16 protein-coding genes are annotated in these 16,904 nt (G+C 69.2%); 12 read left to right on the forward strand and 4 right to left on the reverse strand.

What is annotated here, in order from left to right; translation table 11 throughout:
• Nucleotides 1-37 precede the first annotated feature (37 nt).
• A complete protein-coding gene (dnaX, locus tag KMW22_RS08905; RefSeq protein ID WP_221089685.1) occupies nucleotides 38-2,290 on the forward strand; it encodes a DNA polymerase III subunit gamma/tau in 2,253 nt (750 codons plus the stop codon).
• A gap of 83 nt (nucleotides 2,291-2,373) precedes the next feature.
• Here the strand turns inward: dnaX and KMW22_RS08910 are convergent, their stop codons facing one another.
• Nucleotides 2,374-2,844: a hypothetical protein gene (locus tag KMW22_RS08910; protein ID WP_221089686.1), complete on the reverse strand. Its 471-nt coding sequence runs from the start codon at nucleotides 2,842-2,844 to the stop codon at nucleotides 2,374-2,376.
• Between the two features lie 197 nt (nucleotides 2,845-3,041).
• On the opposite strand from KMW22_RS08910, the gene KMW22_RS08915 reads away from it, so the two are divergent.
• From KMW22_RS08915 to KMW22_RS08930, 4 genes are all read left to right on the forward strand, one after another.
• Nucleotides 3,042-4,613: a glycoside hydrolase family 10 protein gene (locus tag KMW22_RS08915; protein ID WP_221089687.1), complete on the forward strand. Its 1,572-nt coding sequence runs from the start codon at nucleotides 3,042-3,044 to the stop codon at nucleotides 4,611-4,613.
• A 58-nt stretch (nucleotides 4,614-4,671) separates the two neighbouring features.
• A complete protein-coding gene (locus KMW22_RS08920) occupies nucleotides 4,672-5,166 on the forward strand; it encodes a flavin reductase family protein (protein WP_221089688.1) in 495 nt (164 codons plus the stop codon).
• A 117-nt stretch (nucleotides 5,167-5,283) separates the two neighbouring features.
• Nucleotides 5,284-6,018 carry a metallophosphoesterase family protein gene (locus KMW22_RS08925; RefSeq protein WP_221089689.1) on the forward strand — a complete coding sequence of 245 codons (735 nt, stop codon included), beginning with the start codon at nucleotides 5,284-5,286 and terminating at the stop codon, nucleotides 6,016-6,018.
• A gap of 173 nt (nucleotides 6,019-6,191) precedes the next feature.
• Nucleotides 6,192-6,758 (forward strand): peptidylprolyl isomerase, encoded by a 567-nt coding sequence (locus KMW22_RS08930; protein ID WP_221089690.1) that lies wholly within the window; start codon nucleotides 6,192-6,194, stop codon nucleotides 6,756-6,758.
• Between the two features lie 124 nt (nucleotides 6,759-6,882).
• Here KMW22_RS08930 and KMW22_RS08935 read toward each other — a convergent pair whose 3' ends face one another.
• The 3 genes from KMW22_RS08935 to KMW22_RS08945 form a co-directional block, all read right to left on the reverse strand.
• Entirely contained in the window at nucleotides 6,883-7,554 is a 672-nt protein-coding gene (locus KMW22_RS08935) for an SRPBCC family protein (protein ID WP_221089691.1), read from the reverse strand.
• Nucleotides 7,555-7,703: 149 nt separating this feature from the next.
• Nucleotides 7,704-7,901 carry a hypothetical protein gene (locus KMW22_RS08940; protein ID WP_221089692.1) on the reverse strand — a complete coding sequence of 66 codons (198 nt, stop codon included), beginning with the start codon at nucleotides 7,899-7,901 and terminating at the stop codon, nucleotides 7,704-7,706.
• 311 nt (nucleotides 7,902-8,212) lie between these two features.
• Nucleotides 8,213-8,716, reverse strand: a complete 504-nt coding sequence (locus tag KMW22_RS08945; RefSeq protein WP_221089693.1) for a hypothetical protein — start codon at nucleotides 8,714-8,716, stop codon at nucleotides 8,213-8,215.
• A 147-nt stretch (nucleotides 8,717-8,863) separates the two neighbouring features.
• Here KMW22_RS08945 and KMW22_RS08950 point away from each other — a divergent pair, with 147 nt between their 5' ends.
• From KMW22_RS08950 to KMW22_RS08980, 7 genes are all read left to right on the forward strand, one after another.
• Nucleotides 8,864-9,784, forward strand: a complete 921-nt coding sequence (locus tag KMW22_RS08950; protein WP_221089694.1) for a DMT family transporter — start codon at nucleotides 8,864-8,866, stop codon at nucleotides 9,782-9,784.
• A complete protein-coding gene (locus KMW22_RS08955; RefSeq protein ID WP_221089695.1) occupies nucleotides 9,781-11,283 on the forward strand; it encodes an ABC transporter permease subunit in 1,503 nt (500 codons plus the stop codon). Before KMW22_RS08950 ends, KMW22_RS08955 begins: the two co-directional genes overlap by 4 nt.
• Nucleotides 11,284-11,360: 77 nt before the next feature.
• On the forward strand, nucleotides 11,361-11,771 hold the full coding sequence (locus KMW22_RS08960; RefSeq protein WP_221089696.1) for an NUDIX domain-containing protein: 411 nt from the start codon (nucleotides 11,361-11,363) through the stop codon (nucleotides 11,769-11,771).
• Nucleotides 11,768-12,496, forward strand: a complete 729-nt coding sequence (gene tmpR / locus KMW22_RS08965) for a bifunctional dihydropteridine reductase/dihydrofolate reductase TmpR (RefSeq protein ID WP_221089697.1) — start codon at nucleotides 11,768-11,770, stop codon at nucleotides 12,494-12,496. Before KMW22_RS08960 ends, tmpR begins: the two co-directional genes overlap by 4 nt.
• A gap of 1,089 nt (nucleotides 12,497-13,585) precedes the next feature.
• Nucleotides 13,586-15,127, forward strand: a complete 1,542-nt coding sequence (locus KMW22_RS08970) for a S8 family peptidase (protein WP_221089698.1) — start codon at nucleotides 13,586-13,588, stop codon at nucleotides 15,125-15,127.
• Between the two features lie 85 nt (nucleotides 15,128-15,212).
• Nucleotides 15,213-16,067, forward strand: coding sequence for a serine protease (locus tag KMW22_RS08975; RefSeq protein ID WP_221089699.1), 855 nt, complete (start codon nucleotides 15,213-15,215; stop codon nucleotides 16,065-16,067).
• A 99-nt stretch (nucleotides 16,068-16,166) separates the two neighbouring features.
• A complete protein-coding gene (locus KMW22_RS08980; protein WP_221089700.1) occupies nucleotides 16,167-16,799 on the forward strand; it encodes a DNA-3-methyladenine glycosylase family protein in 633 nt (210 codons plus the stop codon).
• The last annotated feature ends 105 nt before the right edge of the window (nucleotides 16,800-16,904 follow it).

A 16,904-nucleotide genomic window follows, 5' to 3' on the forward strand; every position in this document is an offset into this window, starting at 1 on the left:
CCCCGAACTTGCAAAGCCGCGCAGTGGAGGGGCCTTTATGAGCGCCATCTATCAGCGGGCCCGGCCGGTGCGCTGGGAAGACGTGGTGGGTCAGGAACACGTCAAGGACGTGCTGCGCGCCGCGCTGTCGCAGGGGCGGGTGGGGCACGCCTACCTGTTCAGTGGCCCGCGCGGCGTGGGCAAAACGACCACCGCGCGCCTGATCGCCATGACCGCCAACTGCACCGGCCCGCTGCCGAAGCCCTGCGGCGAGTGCGACAGCTGCCTCGCGGTGCGCGCGGGCTCGCACCCCGACGTGCTGGAAATTGACGCCGCCAGCAACAACTCGGTAGACGACGTGCGCGACCTGCGCGAAAAGGTCGCCCTGGCGGCCATGCGCGGCGGCAAGAAGATCTACATTCTGGACGAGGCACACATGATGAGCCGCGCGGCCTTCAACGCGCTGCTGAAAACGCTGGAAGAGCCGCCCAGCCACGTCATTTTCATTCTGGCCACCACCGAGCCGGAAAAGATCATTCCCACCATTCTGTCGCGCTGCCAGCACTACCGTTTTCGCCGCCTGACGCCCGAGGAAATTGCGGGCAAGTTGAGTGGGCTGGTGCAGCGCGAGGGCGTGAGCGCCGAGCCGGCCGCCCTGGCCCTGATTGGCCGCCTCGCCGACGGCGCCATGCGCGACGGCGAGAGCCTGCTGGAACGCATGCTGGCAGCCGGCAACGCCATTACCCGCACGGCGGTCGAAGAAGCCCTGGGCCTGCCCCCCGGCGAGCGCGTGCGCAGCATTGCGGCGGCCCTGGTGAGCGGCGACGCGGGCGCGGCTCTGCAGGGCGCCGGGGCCCTGTACCGCGACGGCTTCGCGGCCCGCACAGTGGTCGAGGGGCTGGTGTCGGCCCTGGGCGCGGCCCTGCACGCCGAACTGGGCCTGGGCGGCGAACGCCTGGAAGGCGCCGATGTGCCCCGGCTGCTGCGCCTGCAAGCGGCCCTGGACGAGCAGGAGGCCCGCTTTGCCCGCGCGGCCGACGGCCAGAGCCTGGAACTGGCCTTGACCCACGCCCTGCTGGCGGCCGATGGTGGCGGCCAGGGGGCGAGCGTGGGTGCCGGCGGGAGCGCCGCCGTGCCCGCTGAACTGACCCAGCGCCTGGGCCGCCTGGAAAAAGAACTGGCCAGCCTGAAGGCAGCGGGGGTTCGCGTGGCCCCCAGCGCGCCCGAGGCCCCGGCCCCCCGCGCCCCCGCCGCTGGCCCTGTACCGGCACGCGCCGCTGTGCAGGCTGCCGCCGAAGAAGTGGGCGTGCCCCTACCGCCCCAGCAGGGTAACTGGGCCGATGTGCTGCGGCAGGCCAGCATGCAGCTCAAGGCCTACCTGAAACCGGCCCGCATGCACGCCGAACCCGGCTACGTCAGCCTGAGTTACGACGAGAAGAACAAGTTCCACGCCAAGCAGCTGGCGGGCAAGTTCGACGAAGTGGGCGCGCTGGTGCTGCGGGTGTTCGGCCCGGTGACCTTTGAACTGGTGGCCCCGGAGGGCGGACGGCGGGTGAAGCTGGGGGGAAACCCTGATGGGGGCGGGGCGCCCCCTCTTCCCAGCGCCCCCACGAGCCCCAGCCCAGCGCCCGCCACGCGAACGCCGGCCCCCACGCCGGACATTGCCCCCTTCGACCCGGGCCGCAGCGCCCCCCCACGCCGCGCCACCCGTGGCCCGGAGTTTGAATCGGTAGAGCCGGCCCCGGCACCGGCCGCCGCCCCCCGCCCCGCCCCTCAGGCGGCCAGCACGCCGCCGCCCCGCCCGGCCAGCGTGGCGACCCTGCCCCCACCCCTGCCGGAACGCCGGGTGCCCCCCGCCAGCCCCGACGACGTGGCCCCCGCGCCGCTGCCCGTGGCGGACCTGCCCTGGGACGACGCCCACGCCGCGCAGCCCCCGGCGCCCCCCGCCGATGCCCAGGGCGGTGACCGGGTGCCGCCTCCAGCGGCAGCCCGCGAGCCCTACATGGTGGAAGCCATCACCGAGGAGCCCGACTGGGACGCTTTCGGGGCCCCTGTCGACGACCCTGGGCCCCCGCTGGACGACGCGCCCTTTGCTGAATACAGCGTGTCGCGCCCGCCGCCCCGGCCCGCCCCAGCCCCGGCGCCCACCCCCGCCGCGCCGACGCCCCCGGGCCGTCCCGGCGACATCCGCGCGCATCCCATGTACGAGGACATTCGCAACCGCTTCAGTGGCCGCGTGCGCGAGATTGGCAAAAACCGCAACACGCCCGCCGCTGCCAGCGCCAGCGAGGACAGCGACGACGAGGAATAAGGGGCGGCCTCGGCCGAGGACCACCCCCAAACAAGAGAAGAGGCCCGCTGCCTTCGCGCGGGCCTCTCTCGTTCAAACGGGGTTCAGATGTCAGCGCACAGGGGCACGATGGCCAGGGCGCCTGCCTCGTGCACGTTGATGTACGCGGCGCTGGAGAGGGTGCTGGTGGCCTGCAGGCCCTTCAGGGTCAGCGTGCCGGTGGCGCTGGCGGTCGTGGGCATCCCAATGGTCTGGGGCTCGCCCACGATGGGGCCGTTGGAGGCGCAGTCGTTGGTGGCAGCGGGGGCCGCTGCGCCGCGCGCGTGGTAGTGGGCCACGTAGCTCACGTTGGGCTTCAGGCCAGTCATGGTCAGCACCGTGCGGCGGTCGCCCCCGGTGATGTCCACGTAGTCCACCGTGCCGGCGGCGGCGGTGTAGCCAGAACCGGTCGTGGTGTTCAGCTGCGGCGTGAAGTTCGCCTTGCGGGTGGTGCCCGTCACATCGGGGGCGCGGTTCATGTTGCACGAAGCCAGGGCAACAGCGCCCACCAGGGCCAGCATCATCTGTCTCTTCATGGAAAGACCTCCTTGAAACGGTGAAGTGCAGCCGCAGCCTAACATCCGGTCAGCCGCAAAAAAGCCCCAGTTCCGCTTGCCCATTTCTTCATCTGCGGCACACTGGCGGATGCTCAGGCCTCCCCCTCCCACAAAAGCCAGCGCACGCTCATGAAGGGCACCCGGGCGGGAAATGCTCTAGCCTGCCCGGCACGACCATGGCTCTTTCCCTGCTGCGCCGCGCCGTCTTCGTGTCTCTCGTGCTGGGGGGGGCGGCGGCACAGGCCCCGGCCACGCCCCCGGCGCCTGTGCCGCCCGCTGCGGCGCCCGGGGCCACCCTCCCCGGCGCGGCGCTGCGCGGCCTGTGGGTGGACGCCTTTGGGCCAGGGCTGCACACCCCGGCCCAGGTGAAACAGACCGTGGAGGACGCCGCGCGCCTGGGTGTGAACACGCTGTTCGTGCAGGCCATCCGCCGCGCCGACTGCCTGTGTCTGAACGCCAGCGTGCCCTCGGTCTCCGACCCGGAACTGGCGCCCGGATTCGACCCGCTGGCCGCCGTGACGGCCCAGGCGCACGCGCGGGGCATGAAGGTGATTGCCTGGGTGAGCGTAACGGGCGCGGCCAACACGGCCAAGCCCAATACCCGCGCCGCGCACGTGTTCCGCACCCACGGCCCGGCGGCGGGCGCAGCCTCGTGGCTTTCGCGCCGCCCGGACGGCAGCTGGCAGGAAGGCCGCGACGCGTGGCTGGACCCCGCCATCCCGGGCGCCGCCGACTACATGGCCCAGGCCGTGCTCAGTCTGGTGCGCCGTTACCCGGTGGACGGCGTGCAACTGGACCGCATCCGCTACCCCGACGGCGGCGCCTGGGGCTACGACCCCAAGACGCTGGCGCGCTACCGCGCCGAAACCGGCCGCCCCGGCACACCGGCCCCCAGCGACCCGGCGTGGCAGGCCTGGAAACGCCAGCAGGTGTCTCATTTGGTGCGGCGCATCGCCCTGGAAGCCAAGGCCCTGAACCCGGAACTCTGGGTCAGCGCGGCCACCATCACCTACCAGACACCGCCGGCCGACCTCGCCGCGTTCCAGACCACGCGCACCTACACCGACGTGCTGCAGGACTGGCCCGGCTGGATGCGCGCCGGGTGGCTGGACCTGAACGTGCTGATGAACTACAAGCGCGACCCCCTGCCCGAGCAGGCCGGCTGGTATGACGGCTGGAACGCCTTTGCGCGCCGGGTGGCGCTGCGGGTGGACGGCGCCCCCGTGGCGGTGGCCTCGGGGACCGCGATGTACCTGAATTCGCCCGCCGTCACGGCCGCGCAGGCCACGCGCGCCCTGAAAGCCGGGCTAGGCTGGGTGGGTTACTCGTACCGCACGCCCACGCTGGATGTGTATGGCGAGCGCCAGAGCGCCGCCCAGGGCCTGCAGGCGGTGCGCCAGGTGCTGCGCGCCCCGGGCGGCGCCCTGGCCGCCCCCGCGCCCTGGACCGAAGCCGCCCCGGTGGCCCGGGGGCTGCTGGGCCGCGTGACGGGCCTCGCCAGGCCCGGCGGCCAGCGCGTGCAGGCGTGGCAGGGCGGCACGCTGGTCGCCGAGGCCGACACCGACGGCAACGGCCACTACGGCTTTGCAGCCCTGCCCCCCGGCCCCACCGAGGTGCGCGTGGGCGGCCAGCGCTGGACTGAAACGGTGCCCGCCAAAGGGGTGGTGCGCCTGCCGGACCTGCTGCTGCGCGACGTGAAGGCGGTGCCGGCAGCGCCGGTCCCGGCTCTTCCTCCCGCACGGCCCTAGGGGCTGGCGTCTGCCAGAACGGAACGGCCCGCCCCGCCCCAGCCGCTACACTCGCCGCATGACTCAACCGCAGTCCATGACCGGTGGCCTTTCGCCCCTGGAGTTCCGGCAAACGCTGGGCCGCTTTGCCAGCGGCGTGACCATCATCACGGCGGCCGACGGCCAGGAGCGCCGGGGCATGACCGCCAGCGCTTTTGTGTCGGTCAGCCTGCAGCCGCCGCTGATTCTGGTCAGCGTGGACAACCGCGCCCAGATGCACGCGCTGCTCTCGCGCCCAGAGGTCACGCACTTTGGGGTCAGCGTGCTCTCGGCGGCGCAGCGCCACCTCAGCGACCACTTTGCCGGGCGTCCGGGCCCCGAGGAACTGGTGCCCTGGTTCGAGCATGAGGGCCTGCCCCTGATCGGCGGCGCGGTGGCGCAGCTCGTGTGCCGCAAGCACGAGGTCATCCCGGCGGGCGACCATACGCTGTACCTGGGCTTCGTGGACTATAGCCGCTACACCGACGACGACCCCCTGGTGTACTTCCGGGGCCAGTACCACGAGCTGGGTTAAGGGAATGCCCGGCGTGGAGGCGGTGTCAACACCCGCGTCCTGGCCCCAGGCGGGCACAAGGCGCCGCCGTCACAATCTGACCGGGCGTTCGGCGGGGGCTGGGCTAGACTCGGGTGCATGATTCGCCTCGCCATCCTTGCGGACCTGCACGCCAATCTGGCGGCCACGCTCGCAGTTCACGCAGACCTTCAGCGGCGCGGCCTCACGGACATCTGGGTGCTGGGCGATCTGGTGGGCAAGGGCCCGCGCCCGCGTGAGGTGGTGGACTGGACCCAGGCCCACGCCACGCGCGTGATTCAGGGCAACTGGGACGCCCGGGTGGCCGGCGCCACCCACCGCCCCCAGGATCTATGGCCGCGCAGCAAACTCAGCCCCGCCGCCCTGGGTTACCTTTCAGAGCTGCCCTACGGCATCGAGGAGCAGTTTGGCGGCGCGTGGTGGCGCTTTGTGCACGCCAGCAGCCGGGGCCTGTTTCACCGCCTGTACCCGCACAGCAGCCTGCACGACCAACTCGAAGCCTTTGCGCCAAATGCGCAGTTTGGCCTGAAGGAGCACGCCGACGCCCTGGTCTACGCCGACATGCACGAGGCCCTGATGCTGGACGTGGAGGGCCGGCCCCTGATCAACTGCGGCAGCGTGGGCAATCCCCTGGATTCCACGCTGCCCTGCTATCTGGTGCTGGAATTTGATCCCCACGGCCCGGCCCACAGCGCCACCTACGTGCGCCTGACCTACGACCGCGACGAGGAAATCGCGGCGGCTGAGGCCAGCGACATGCCCTTTATTCGCGAATACATTGCGGAGTTGCTGACGGGGGCGTACCAGAAGCGGCGGGCGCGGACGGGCGAGTAAGGGGAGGCGGGACGCGGGGTGCAGGAAGCGGTGAACAGCCGCTCCTTCCACGCTTGACCCAGATGCGGTGGGGCAGGACAGGGCCCAAGGAGAAGCGGCGTGCAGACCGTGGTGAACAGCCGTTTTCCTGTGCACCGCCTCCTGCTTCCCGCGCACCCTTTACAATGCCCCGCATGACCGACACCTATCAGGCCGACGGCTTTGCCCCCACCCCCGAACTGGCCGCCGAGCGTCAGACGCGCTTTTCGCAGGCCCCTGAACTGGGCGAGGGCATTGAACCCGGCAAGCAGTACCGCGCCATCCTGGAAACCAGCAAGGGCCGCATTGTGGTTGAGCTGTACCCCGACGACGCCCCGGTGACCGTCAACTCGTTTGCCTATCTGCTGCGTCACCACTACTACGACGGCATCAAGTTCCACCGCGTCATTGATGGCTTCATGGCCCAGGCAGGCGACCCCACCGGCACCGGCGCGGGCGGCCCTGGCTACGACTTCGAAGACGAGCCCAACGGCCACCGCCACCGGGGCAAGGGCATCCTGAGCATGGCCAACCGGGGCCCCAACACCAACGGCAGCCAGTTCTTTATCACCTTCGTGGACACCCCCCACCTGGACGGCCGCCACACCATCTTCGGCAAAGTCGTGGACGGCCTGGACGTGCTGGACCGCCTGACCCGCATTCAGCCCGGCATGGGCGGCACCCCGGATGTGATTGAAAAGGCGTACTTGGTCGAGAAGTAAGTTGATGGTGCATGGAAGAAGGTTGATGGTCAAAAGCCATCAACCTTCTTCTCTCTTCTGCCCTCCCGGCCCAAAAAAGGTGATGGCCGGAGCACCCCCGACCATCACCTTTCCACCTTCTCCGTCAGTTCTTGCTGCCACCTTCAAAGGCCGCCTTGAACTTCTGCAGGTCCTCGGCGATCTGCTGGCTGGGCTCTTCACCGAACAGCTTGGCCACGGCCGCGCCCAGGGGGCCAGCGGGCGGGCGGTAGGACAGGGCCACGTGCACGCGGGTGCCGCCGCCGGGGAGCTCTTCAAACTGCACGCTGCCGGCGTTGTCCACGGTGGCGCCGGGGAGCGAGTGCCAGCCGATGCGCTGGCCGGGCTTGTCATTCACGATCTCGGCTTCCCATTCCACGTGGGTGCCCAGGGGTGCTTTGGCAACCCAGCGGCTGCGCTTCTCGTCAAGGGTGGTCACGCTTTCCAGGTGGCTCATGACCTGGGGCAGGTTCTCCAGCTTGCGCCAGTAGTCGTACACCTGCTGCGCGGGGCGGTCAATGACCACGCTGTGCTCCACAAAAATGGGCTTGGCGGCCGTAGCGCTGCCGCTCAGGCCGGCGGCGGCCATCACGGGGTCGTTGCCGGTGGCGGCGCGGTAGGCGAGGTACCCGCCCACGGCGGCCATGCCCAGGCCCAGGATGCCGCGCTTGCGCAGGCCCATCAGAAGCAGGGCGCCACCTGCCGCCCCGCTGATCATGCGGCCCTGATCCATGCCTGCCATTCCCGTGCTACTGGTCGTGCTGCTGCTGTTCGTCATGATTCCCTCCGTGCGGGCAGTGTATGAGGTGCCTTGGGTGGCGCGCGTGAAGCGAGCCCCAACGAAGATTAAGGGCTCTGGGCCACTTGCGGGGCCCAGCATGCGGTGAAGGCAGGCGGACGGTGCCTGCAGGGGGGGCCGCCCTGCGGTTACCCCGACTCGGCCTCGCGGGTGTCGCCGCTGCGGCGCTGCTCGATCTCCTGCGTGGCGGCCTGATCGCTGGCGGTGGCCGGGCCGCCCTGCAGGGCCGGGTCCAGGTTGGTGTTGGCGCCGTGGGTGCTGTGGTCGTTGCCGGTGTGGTTCGCCATGGTTTCGGGGGTGCTGGTCTGCGGGCTGCGCTCGTCCATAGGGGCCCTCCTGTGGGCTCTATCCTCGTCGGCGCGCCGGTGGCGCAGGTGTGCGGGGCCTCAGCGTGTCCTTATGCGGCCCGGTGCCGGCCAGGAGCGGCACCCCTCTTGTGCGGCCCGAACACCCAGCGCCGCCTCAGACCAGGGCCACCAGAGCCCAGTCAAGCGCCCGAATATCTGAACACCTATCCATCTCTCATGGCGCATGACCTGTTTCCTGCCGGCCGCCCTTGTCCTTTCCCAGGCGTGCCCATGAGCACCCGCACCGTGCAGCGGTCCAGCGTCCTTTCCGTTTCGGCCGAGTGCTGTCCTTACTTCGTGCGCGTTAGGGTGCAGGTCTGCTTCCCCATCAGGTCGCCTGAGTCAACGTACTTCTGACCTTCAGTTTGGAACTCAGGATGATCTGGTGCGACCTTCAGAAAGAGGCCCTGCTGAGGTTCGTTCAGCCTGGCATGTGGTTGACGAACCAGACACGTACGGACATCACGGAATCCCAGCACTGTCAACGACCGGATGGCCGCAAGAAAGACAGGATTGCCATCTTCGGCGGCAAGGAAAAACGCGTCAAACTCTGACCCGGCGGCATCTTGACGCACAACGGGACCAAATCCGGTGCTGCCTTTCCCTACCGCTTCTGCGAGTCCCACTTGCATGCGCATGGGCAGGATCAGGCGTTCGCCCGGTTGTTGATTCACAGTCATGGTCCACTCCTGACCTTGCGCCAGGAGGGAGGGCCCAGTCTTGACGTTGGTTGTCGTGGTGGGCGCACAAGACCCAAGAAGAACCATGACGCAGCCCATGAACATCCGTTTCATCACGGCATCATATTCGTCCGAAGACCAATTGCGCCGTTGGGTGATGAAGGGAGGCAGAGCCCAGACTTCACGCCAATCACGAACAGCGCGCCTCTGCACAGCCTACCGGGCGCCACTGGGCCATGCCCGCTCTATGCTGGCGGGCGTATGCGCGCGCCTGTGCCCGGCCAACTGGACGCCCTGTCTCTGGGGGCCATTCTGGTCACCATCGTGTTCTGGGCCTCAGCCTTTGCGGGGATTCGCGCGGGGCTGGAAGCCTTTTCACCTGGGCACGTCACGCTGTACCGCTTTCTGGTCGCCAGCGCCGCGCTGGGCCTCTACGCCGTGGCCGCCCGCATTCCGCTGCCGCCGCTGGGAGACCTGGGCCGCATTGCGCTGCTCAGCTTTTCGGGCATCACGCTGTACCACATCTGCCTGAACTACGGCGAGGTCAGCGTGCCCGCTGGCACTGCCAGCCTGATCATCGCGGCGGGGCCGGTCATCACGGCGCTGCTGGCCACGCGCTTTGCGGGCGAGCGCCTGAACCACCTGGGCTGGCTGGGCACCCTGATCAGCCTGGGCGGCGTGGCGCTGATCGTGCTGGGCAGCGGCCAGAGCCTGCAGTTTACCCAGGGCGCCCTGCTGATTCTGGCGGCGGCGCTGTTTACCAGCCTGTACTTCGTGTTTCAGAAACCGCTGCTCTTACGCATGAACCCGCTGCACTTCACGGTGTGGTCGCTGATCCTGGGCACCGTGCCCATGCTGGTGTTCCTGCCGGGCTTCGGCACGGCGCTGGCCCAGGCGCCGCTTGAGGCACACCTCGCACTCGTGTATATCGGGCTGTTTCCAGCGGCGCTGGCGTACCTCACCTGGACCTTTGCCCTGGCCCGCGTGGGGGCCGGCACCACCACCTCGTTTCTGTATGTCTCGCCCGTGTTCGCGGTGCTGATCGCGTGGCTGTGGCTGCGCGAGGTGCCCACCGCCGTGACCCTGGTGGGCGGCGCCATTGCCGTGGCGGGCGTGGTGTTGGTGAACACCCGGGGCCGCCCCGCCGCCGCGCCCACCCCCCCGGCCGAGGCCCGGGCATGACCTCAGCCCAGCCGCAACCCCAGGCCCAGCCAGCGGCCCAGGCCCCGCTGGCGGTGCAGGACATCGCCGTGCGCCTGGGCGGCGAACTCATTCTGGACGGCGTGACGCTGGACGTGCAGCGCGGCGAATTCCTGGCCCTCATTGGTCCGTCGGGCGGGGGCAAGAGCACGCTGCTGCGGGTGCTGGCGGGGTTGCTGAAGCCCGAACGGGGCACCGTTCACATCGCCACGCCGCCTGCGCTGGTGTTTCAGGATTACCGCCTGTTGCCCTGGCGCACCGCGCTGCGCAACGTGCAGCTGCCCGCCGACCTGGGCACCGGCGGCGGCCTGGCCCCCGGCGAGGCGCTGAAGATGGTGGGCATGGAGGCCTACGGGCCCTACTTCCCGGCACAGCTGTCGGGCGGCATGCGCGCGCGGGTGGCGCTGGCCCGCGCCCTGGCCCAGAGCGGCGACGTGCTGCTGCTGGACGAACCCTTTGCGGCCCTGGACGCCCTGGTGCGCGAGCGCTTCAACGCCGAACTGCGCCATCTGCACGAAAAAACAGGGCGCACCACGGTGCTGGTCACCCACTCCATCCGCGAGGCGGTGTGGCTGGCCGACCGGGTGGCGGTGCTGCGCGGCGGACGGATTGTGGAACTGCTGGACACGCGCGGCGAAGGCCGGGTCAGCGCCTACACCGATGGCCTGGAAGCCCACCTGCGCGCCGTGCTGGGCACCGGCGACAGCACCCGATTGCGCCTGGACAGCGTGCGGGCGCGCAGCCGCGCCTGGGTGCTGCCGGTGGCGGCGGTGGCGCTGGCCCTGGCGCTGTGGGCCTGGGGCGCGCACGCCCTGAACCAACCCTTTCTGCTGCCCACCCCCGGCGCGGTGTGGCAGGAAGCGGTCCGCACCGCCCCCGCGCTGGCCGCCGCGTTCTGGGTCACGGTGCGCACGGCGCTGCTGGGCACGCTGCTGGGCGCGCTGGCTGGCGTGCTGATCGGCTATCCGCTGGCCAAGTGGCGGGCGCTGGAACGCTTTCTCAGCCCCTTCCTGGTGGCCTCGCAGAGCACGCCCATCGTGGTGCTGGCGCCGCTGCTGGTGTCGTGGCTGGGCTTTGGCTTTGTGCCCGCGCTGGTGGTCTCGGCGCTCAGCGCGCTGTACCCGATTCTGGTCGCCACGCTGGTGGGCGTGCGTGAACTGGAAGCCACCTACCACGAACTGTTCAGTTCGCTGCGCGCCACGCGCTGGCAGCGCCTGACCCGCCTGGAACTGCCCGGCGCCCTGCCCGTGCTGCTGGGCGGCCTGAGGCTGGCGGCCAGCCTCGCCCTGATTGGCGCGGTGGTGTGGGAATTCGTGGACCCCAACCAGAAGGGCCTGGGGCTGGCCGTGCAGGTGGCGGGCGTGTACCAGAACAAGGCCGGGCAATTTGCCGCCATTGGCCTGCTCATCGGCTACGGGGTGTTGGTGTACCTGCTGATCACCGGGCTGGAGCGCCGGGTGATGCGCCGCCGGGGCCGCTAACCACGCCCCCAAAAGGCCAGGAACTCTATAAGCGTTCATCCGCTTGGCGCCCCGGGCGGCCCTGTACTCTGGCCCGCATGGAACGTCCGCTGGTGTGCGTGGGGGCGCTGGTCTGGGGCCCAGGGGGCCGGGTGCTGCTGGTGCGCACCACCAAATGGCGGGGGCTGTGGGGCGTGCCGGGCGGCAAGGTGGAGTGGGGCGAGAGCCTGGAGGCGGCCGTGCGCCGCGAACTGGCCGAAGAGGTGGGCCTGCCCCTGCGCGACGTGCGCTATGCCCAGACCCAGGAAGCGGTCCTGAGCCCCGAATTCCACAAGCCCGCCCACATGCTGCTGGTGGACTTTTTCGCCACCACTGAGCAGGACACCGTGACCCCCAACGAGGAAATTGCCGAGTGGGCCTGGGTGCCACTGCTGCAGGCCCCCGCCTACCCGCTGAACACCGTGACCCGCACCCTGGTGGCCCTGGCTGCCCAGGAGGCGCGCCCATGAGGCCAGGACGCGGCACGGCGCTGGTGACCGGCGCGGCGCGCGGCATTGGGCGGGCACTGGCCGTGGCCCTGGCCGAAGAAGGCTTTGACGTGGCGGTGCACTACCACCGCAGCGTGGCCGACGCCCACGAGACAGCGGCCCTGTGCCGCGCCCGGGGCGTGCAGGCCCTGCCCCTGAGCGCCGATGTCACGGTGCCCGCCCAGGCCCGCGCGCTGGTCCGCGAAGCGCACCGGGCCTTTTCCAGCGGCAGCGGCTTGGCCGTGCTGGTGAACAACGTGGGCAACTACGTGCACCGCCCGCTGCTGGACACCACCGATGAGCAGTGGGCCGACATGCTGGGCAGCAACCTGACCGCCACCTTTGCCACCTGCCAGGAGGCGGCGCCGCTGCTGCGCGCCCGGGGCTGGGGCCGCATTGTGAACCTGGGGTATGCAGGGGCCGCGCAGCTCGTCGCCCGGCCCGGCATCGTGCCGTATGCCATCGCCAAGGCGGGGGTGCTGCAGCTGTCGCGCTCGCTGGGGCAGGTGCTGGCGGGCAGTGGGGTCAGCGTGAATGTGGTCAGCCCCGGCGTCATTGAAACCAGCCTCAGCCAGCCGGTGGCGCAGATTCCCGCCGGGCGCGTGGGCACCGTGCAGGAGGTGGTGGACGCCGCGCTGTATTTCGTGCGCGCCAGCGATTATCTGACTGGCCAGGAGCTCGAAGTGGCCGGCGGCTGGAACCTGTAGCTGGGATGGACCAAGGGCCTCTACCGGCAGGGAACAGCGCAACAGTGGCGAGGCTGGCTGGGCCGGTCCTCTCCCCTGCTCAAGCCTGGAAACGGGTGCCTGTTCCACCCCACGGCCAGGAATCGGCCCGTCATTCCGTTGGCCCCACAGGCTTTCCCAAATCCCTCTTACTGGGAACGCGAATCGCTTCAGCAGTTCGCATGGTGCGACCCAACAAGCACGCTGTTTCTCCTTTGCTCTATTGCGGGGGACCCGCAGCAATTGGGACCTGGAGAGCGGCGCAGCCAAGGGGGCTCGGCAGTTCAAGCGGCCCACCCGATCTTTTCCTCAGCAGCCTGCAAACTGTCTGAAACCCTTTCTTCCATTGCTCACTCCAGAGCCCTTGAGGGATAGACACACGGCGACCCCCGAACGGCAAGGCAGACACACCTACAGGCAGCGGCTTTGAAGCCCAAACCGGCAGAGTCGGGGTGGGTGCCCAAGTCCACCGATCCGGCAGGCAATCGGCTCCCAACGAGCGGGCCCTCAGGGTGCGCCTTGCGCATTCATTCCCCTCTGCCCCTTTTCCAGGTCCGCCGGACCAAGCGGCAGCTGACATAGCCCGGACATGTGCTGCAGCCTGATGTCTACAGCCCTGACCTGCCACACTCCCCCCTGCTCATACAAGTGCAGGACACCTGTCCCCACCCTCAGCCAACCCCCACAGAACAGAGCGCTTTCTGAGGAAGCCAGAGGGCGAAACTTTCAATTGACAGTTCAGAAGACGCCCCAGATAGCGCACGACAGGCTCCTAGACAGGCCAGTACATTAGTAAAATGAGAACGGACTCATGTGAATATCGAGCAAATGTTACTGTCTCTTTATTCTGGACAAAAAATACTGCGTCCCGAACGCAGTGCAGGCCTTCATTTTGAACTCAGGGTGTACCAATTCCCTGTCAGAGTTCTGTCATTCATCCAATGGCAGAGCTGGGTGCGTATTATCTGCAAAGTTCCCAAATTTACTTGACAGAAGCGCCCGGCCGTGTCAGCGGTCCGTGGATGTTGTCGCTTCGCTGCTCAGGCCGTGGAACAGCCCAGGAGGTTTCCCATGAACGCACGTCTTGCTTCCTCTGCCTTTGGTACCCTCGCCCTGACCCTGCTGCTCGCCGCCTGCGGCAGCCAGACCACCGCCCCCCAGGCCGGCGAGGCCGCCCGCACCCGCACCCTGGCCCCCCTCCTGGGCACCAGCAACCCTGAAGCCATTTCCGGCCAGTACATCGTGGTCTTCAGCGAAGGCGCCGCCAGCAACCTGAGCGCCCAGAGCGCCAGCGGCCTGATCCAGAGCCTGAACCTGGACCCCCAGGGCGTGAGTGTTCAGCACATCTACGGCGCCGTTCTGAACGGCTTTGCCGCCAAGCTGAGCGCCCAGAACCTGCAGGCCCTGCGCCAGGACCCCCGCGTCAAGTACATCGAGCAGGACGGCATGATGCACGCCACCGCCACCCAGAGCGGCGCCACTTGGGGCCTGGACCGCATTGACCAGCGCAACCTGCCCCTGGACGGCAACTACGTCTATAACTCCACCGCCAGTGGCGTGAAGGCGTACATCATCGACACCGGCATCAACACAGCGCACAGCAACTTTGGCGGGCGCGCGGTGTGGGGGACGAACACCACGGGTGACGGCAACAACTCGGACTGCCAGGGGCACGGCACGCACGTGGCCGGCACCGTGGGCAGCGCCACCTGGGGCGTGGCCAAGGGCGTGCAGCTGGTGGCCGTGAAGGTGCTCAACTGCCAGGGCTCGGGCAGCAACTCCGGCGTCATTGCCGGCGTCAACTGGGCCGTCAGCAACAAGGGCAGCGCGACCGCCGTGGCGAACATGAGCCTGGGCGGCGGGGCCAGCCAGGCGGTGGACGACGCCGTGAACAGCGCCGCCAGCAAGAACCTGATCATGGTGGTGGCCGCCGGCAACGAGAACCAGAACGCCTGCAACGTCTCGCCGGCCCGCGCCGCCAGCGCCATCACCGTGGGCAGCACCACGAACACGGACGCCCGCAGCAGCTTCTCGAACTTCGGCACCTGCGTGGACATCTTCGCGCCGGGCAGCAACATCACCTCCACCTGGATCGGCTCCACCAGCGCCACCAACACCATCTCCGGCACCTCCATGGCCTCGCCCCACGCGGCCGGCGCCGCTGCCCTGCTGATCGCGGCGGGCAACAGCACCAACAGCGCCGTGACCAGCGCCATGATCAACAACGCCACCACCGGCAAGGTGACGAACGCCGGCACCGGCAGCCCCAACCGCCTGCTGTTCACGGGCACCGGCGGCACCACCCCGCCCCCCACGGGCGGCACCACCACCTACACGGGGAGCGTGTCGCAGGGCGCCAGCAGCTACAAGCCCGGTACGAGCGGCTTCTCCTACGCGGGCGGCACCCTCAAGGGCAACCTCAGCGGCCCCTCCGGCACCGACTTTGACCTCTACCTGCAGCGCTACAACGGCTCCTCGTGGGTGGATGTCGCCGCCAGTGAGGGTGCCAGCAGCACCGAGGCCATCACCTACACCGCCAGCAGCGGCACCTACCGCTGGGAGGTCTACGGCTACTCCGGCTCTGGCTCCTACACCCTGGTCGAAACGAAGTAAATCCTGCCGGGCGGCGTCAAGTTGACGCCGCCCGCTGCCTTTTGCCGCTGCCCCCGTCTTCTCTCCTGCCCCGAGGTTTCCTGACATGTTCAAACCCCTGCACGCGCTGCTGTCGGCTGTTGGTCTGCTCGCCCTTTCTGCCTGCTCTCCCCAGGCCACCCCGGACGTGACGGCCGCCGCCCTGCCTCAGGAGAGCATCACGGTGACGGGCACCGAAAAGGCCTTCAGTGACGAACTGAGCAGCCAGATCGTGTACGGCGTGGTGACCAACGTGACCAACCGTCCCTACCAGGTGAGCGTGACCCCCAGCAACTACATGAGCGGCTGGTGCGGCGGCACCCTGATCAGCTCCACCTGGGTGCTGACGGCGGCGCACTGCGTGGATGGTTACAGCGCCTCGCAGATGCGGGTGCGCGCCGGCATCAACGACCTGACCACCAGCACCGGGCAGCTGCGCACCGCCGCGCAGATCGTGATGCACCCCAGCTACAACCGCAGCACCAGCGCCAACGACATTGCCCTGATTCGCGTGTCTGCCTTTACGCTGGGCAGCACCGTGCAGCCCGCCGCCCTGCCCAACAACGCCACCGAAAGCGTGCTGGACGTGAACGGCAAGTTCGCCACCGTGAGCGGCTGGGGCAAGACCGAAACCGGGTCCTCCAGCCCGCGCGCCCTGCGTGAAGTGAGCATTCCCATCACCCCCACGGGCAGCGACTGCGGCAGCCGCCCGGCCAACACCATCTGCGGCAAGTACTACCAGGGCAAGGACTCCTGCAACGGTGACAGCGGTGGCCCGCTGGCCGCGCGCTACAACAACAAGTTCTATGTGCTGGGCGCCGTGTCGTATGGCCCGGCCGAGTGCCGTGGCTACGGGGTCTACACCCGCGTGAACGGCTTTATCAACTGGATTTACAGCTACACCGGCATCAGCGCGCAGTAAGCGCCGCCGCGCTCCAGCCCCCGGCCCCACGTGGCCGGGGGCCGCGCTTTGTGGTGGGCGGGGCTGTGGGAGGCAGCGGGCCACCCGAAAATGGGACCGATGCCTGCCTCGTCTCCTGTCCTTGCTCCCCTGACCACCCATGCCGGGGCCACAGCCCACCTCGCGCGCGACCCCGTCATGGCGGTCGTGATCGCGCGGGTGGGCGACTTGCCTGTGCTGGTCCCCACCCCAGACCCCTTTGCCACCCTGGTGCGCAACGTGACCGGCCAGCAGCTGAGCGTGAAAGCTGCCGCCACCATCTACGCCCGCCTGGAAACCCTGCTGGGCGAGCTGACCCCGGATACCCTGCTGGCCGCCGCCCCGGACGCGCTGCGGGGTGCGGGGCTGTCTTGGGCCAAGGTGCGCACCGTGCAGGCCATTGCCCAGGCGGCCCGGGGCGGCGCCGTGGACTTTGCGCACCTGGGCACCCAGGACGACGAGGCTGTGATCGCCGCCCTGCTGCCGCTGCCCGGCATTGGCCGCTGGACCGGCGAGATGTTTCTGATGTTCGGCCTGGCGCGCCCGGATGTGTTCAGCATGGGCGACCTCGCGCTGCGCCAGGGGCTGGCCCGGCTGTACCCGGAGCAGCCCGCCGCAGAGGTGCTGGCCGGCTGGCAGCCCTACCGCACCCTGGCCGCGCGCTACCTGTGGGCCGACAGCGCCCTGAACCGGGGCGGCGGAGCGCCGGTCTAGGCGGCGCAGCGCCCGCTTCTTTGACCCTATAGCCTCGTCGGCACTGCCCGCCAGGAGCCCGCCGCCTGGAACAAAACCGGGTGGTGGGTGTTCCTCTCCTGCTTG

The organism is Deinococcus aquaedulcis, from assembly GCF_019693445.1.
GTDB classification, from domain to species: domain Bacteria; phylum Deinococcota; class Deinococci; order Deinococcales; family Deinococcaceae; genus Deinococcus; species Deinococcus aquaedulcis.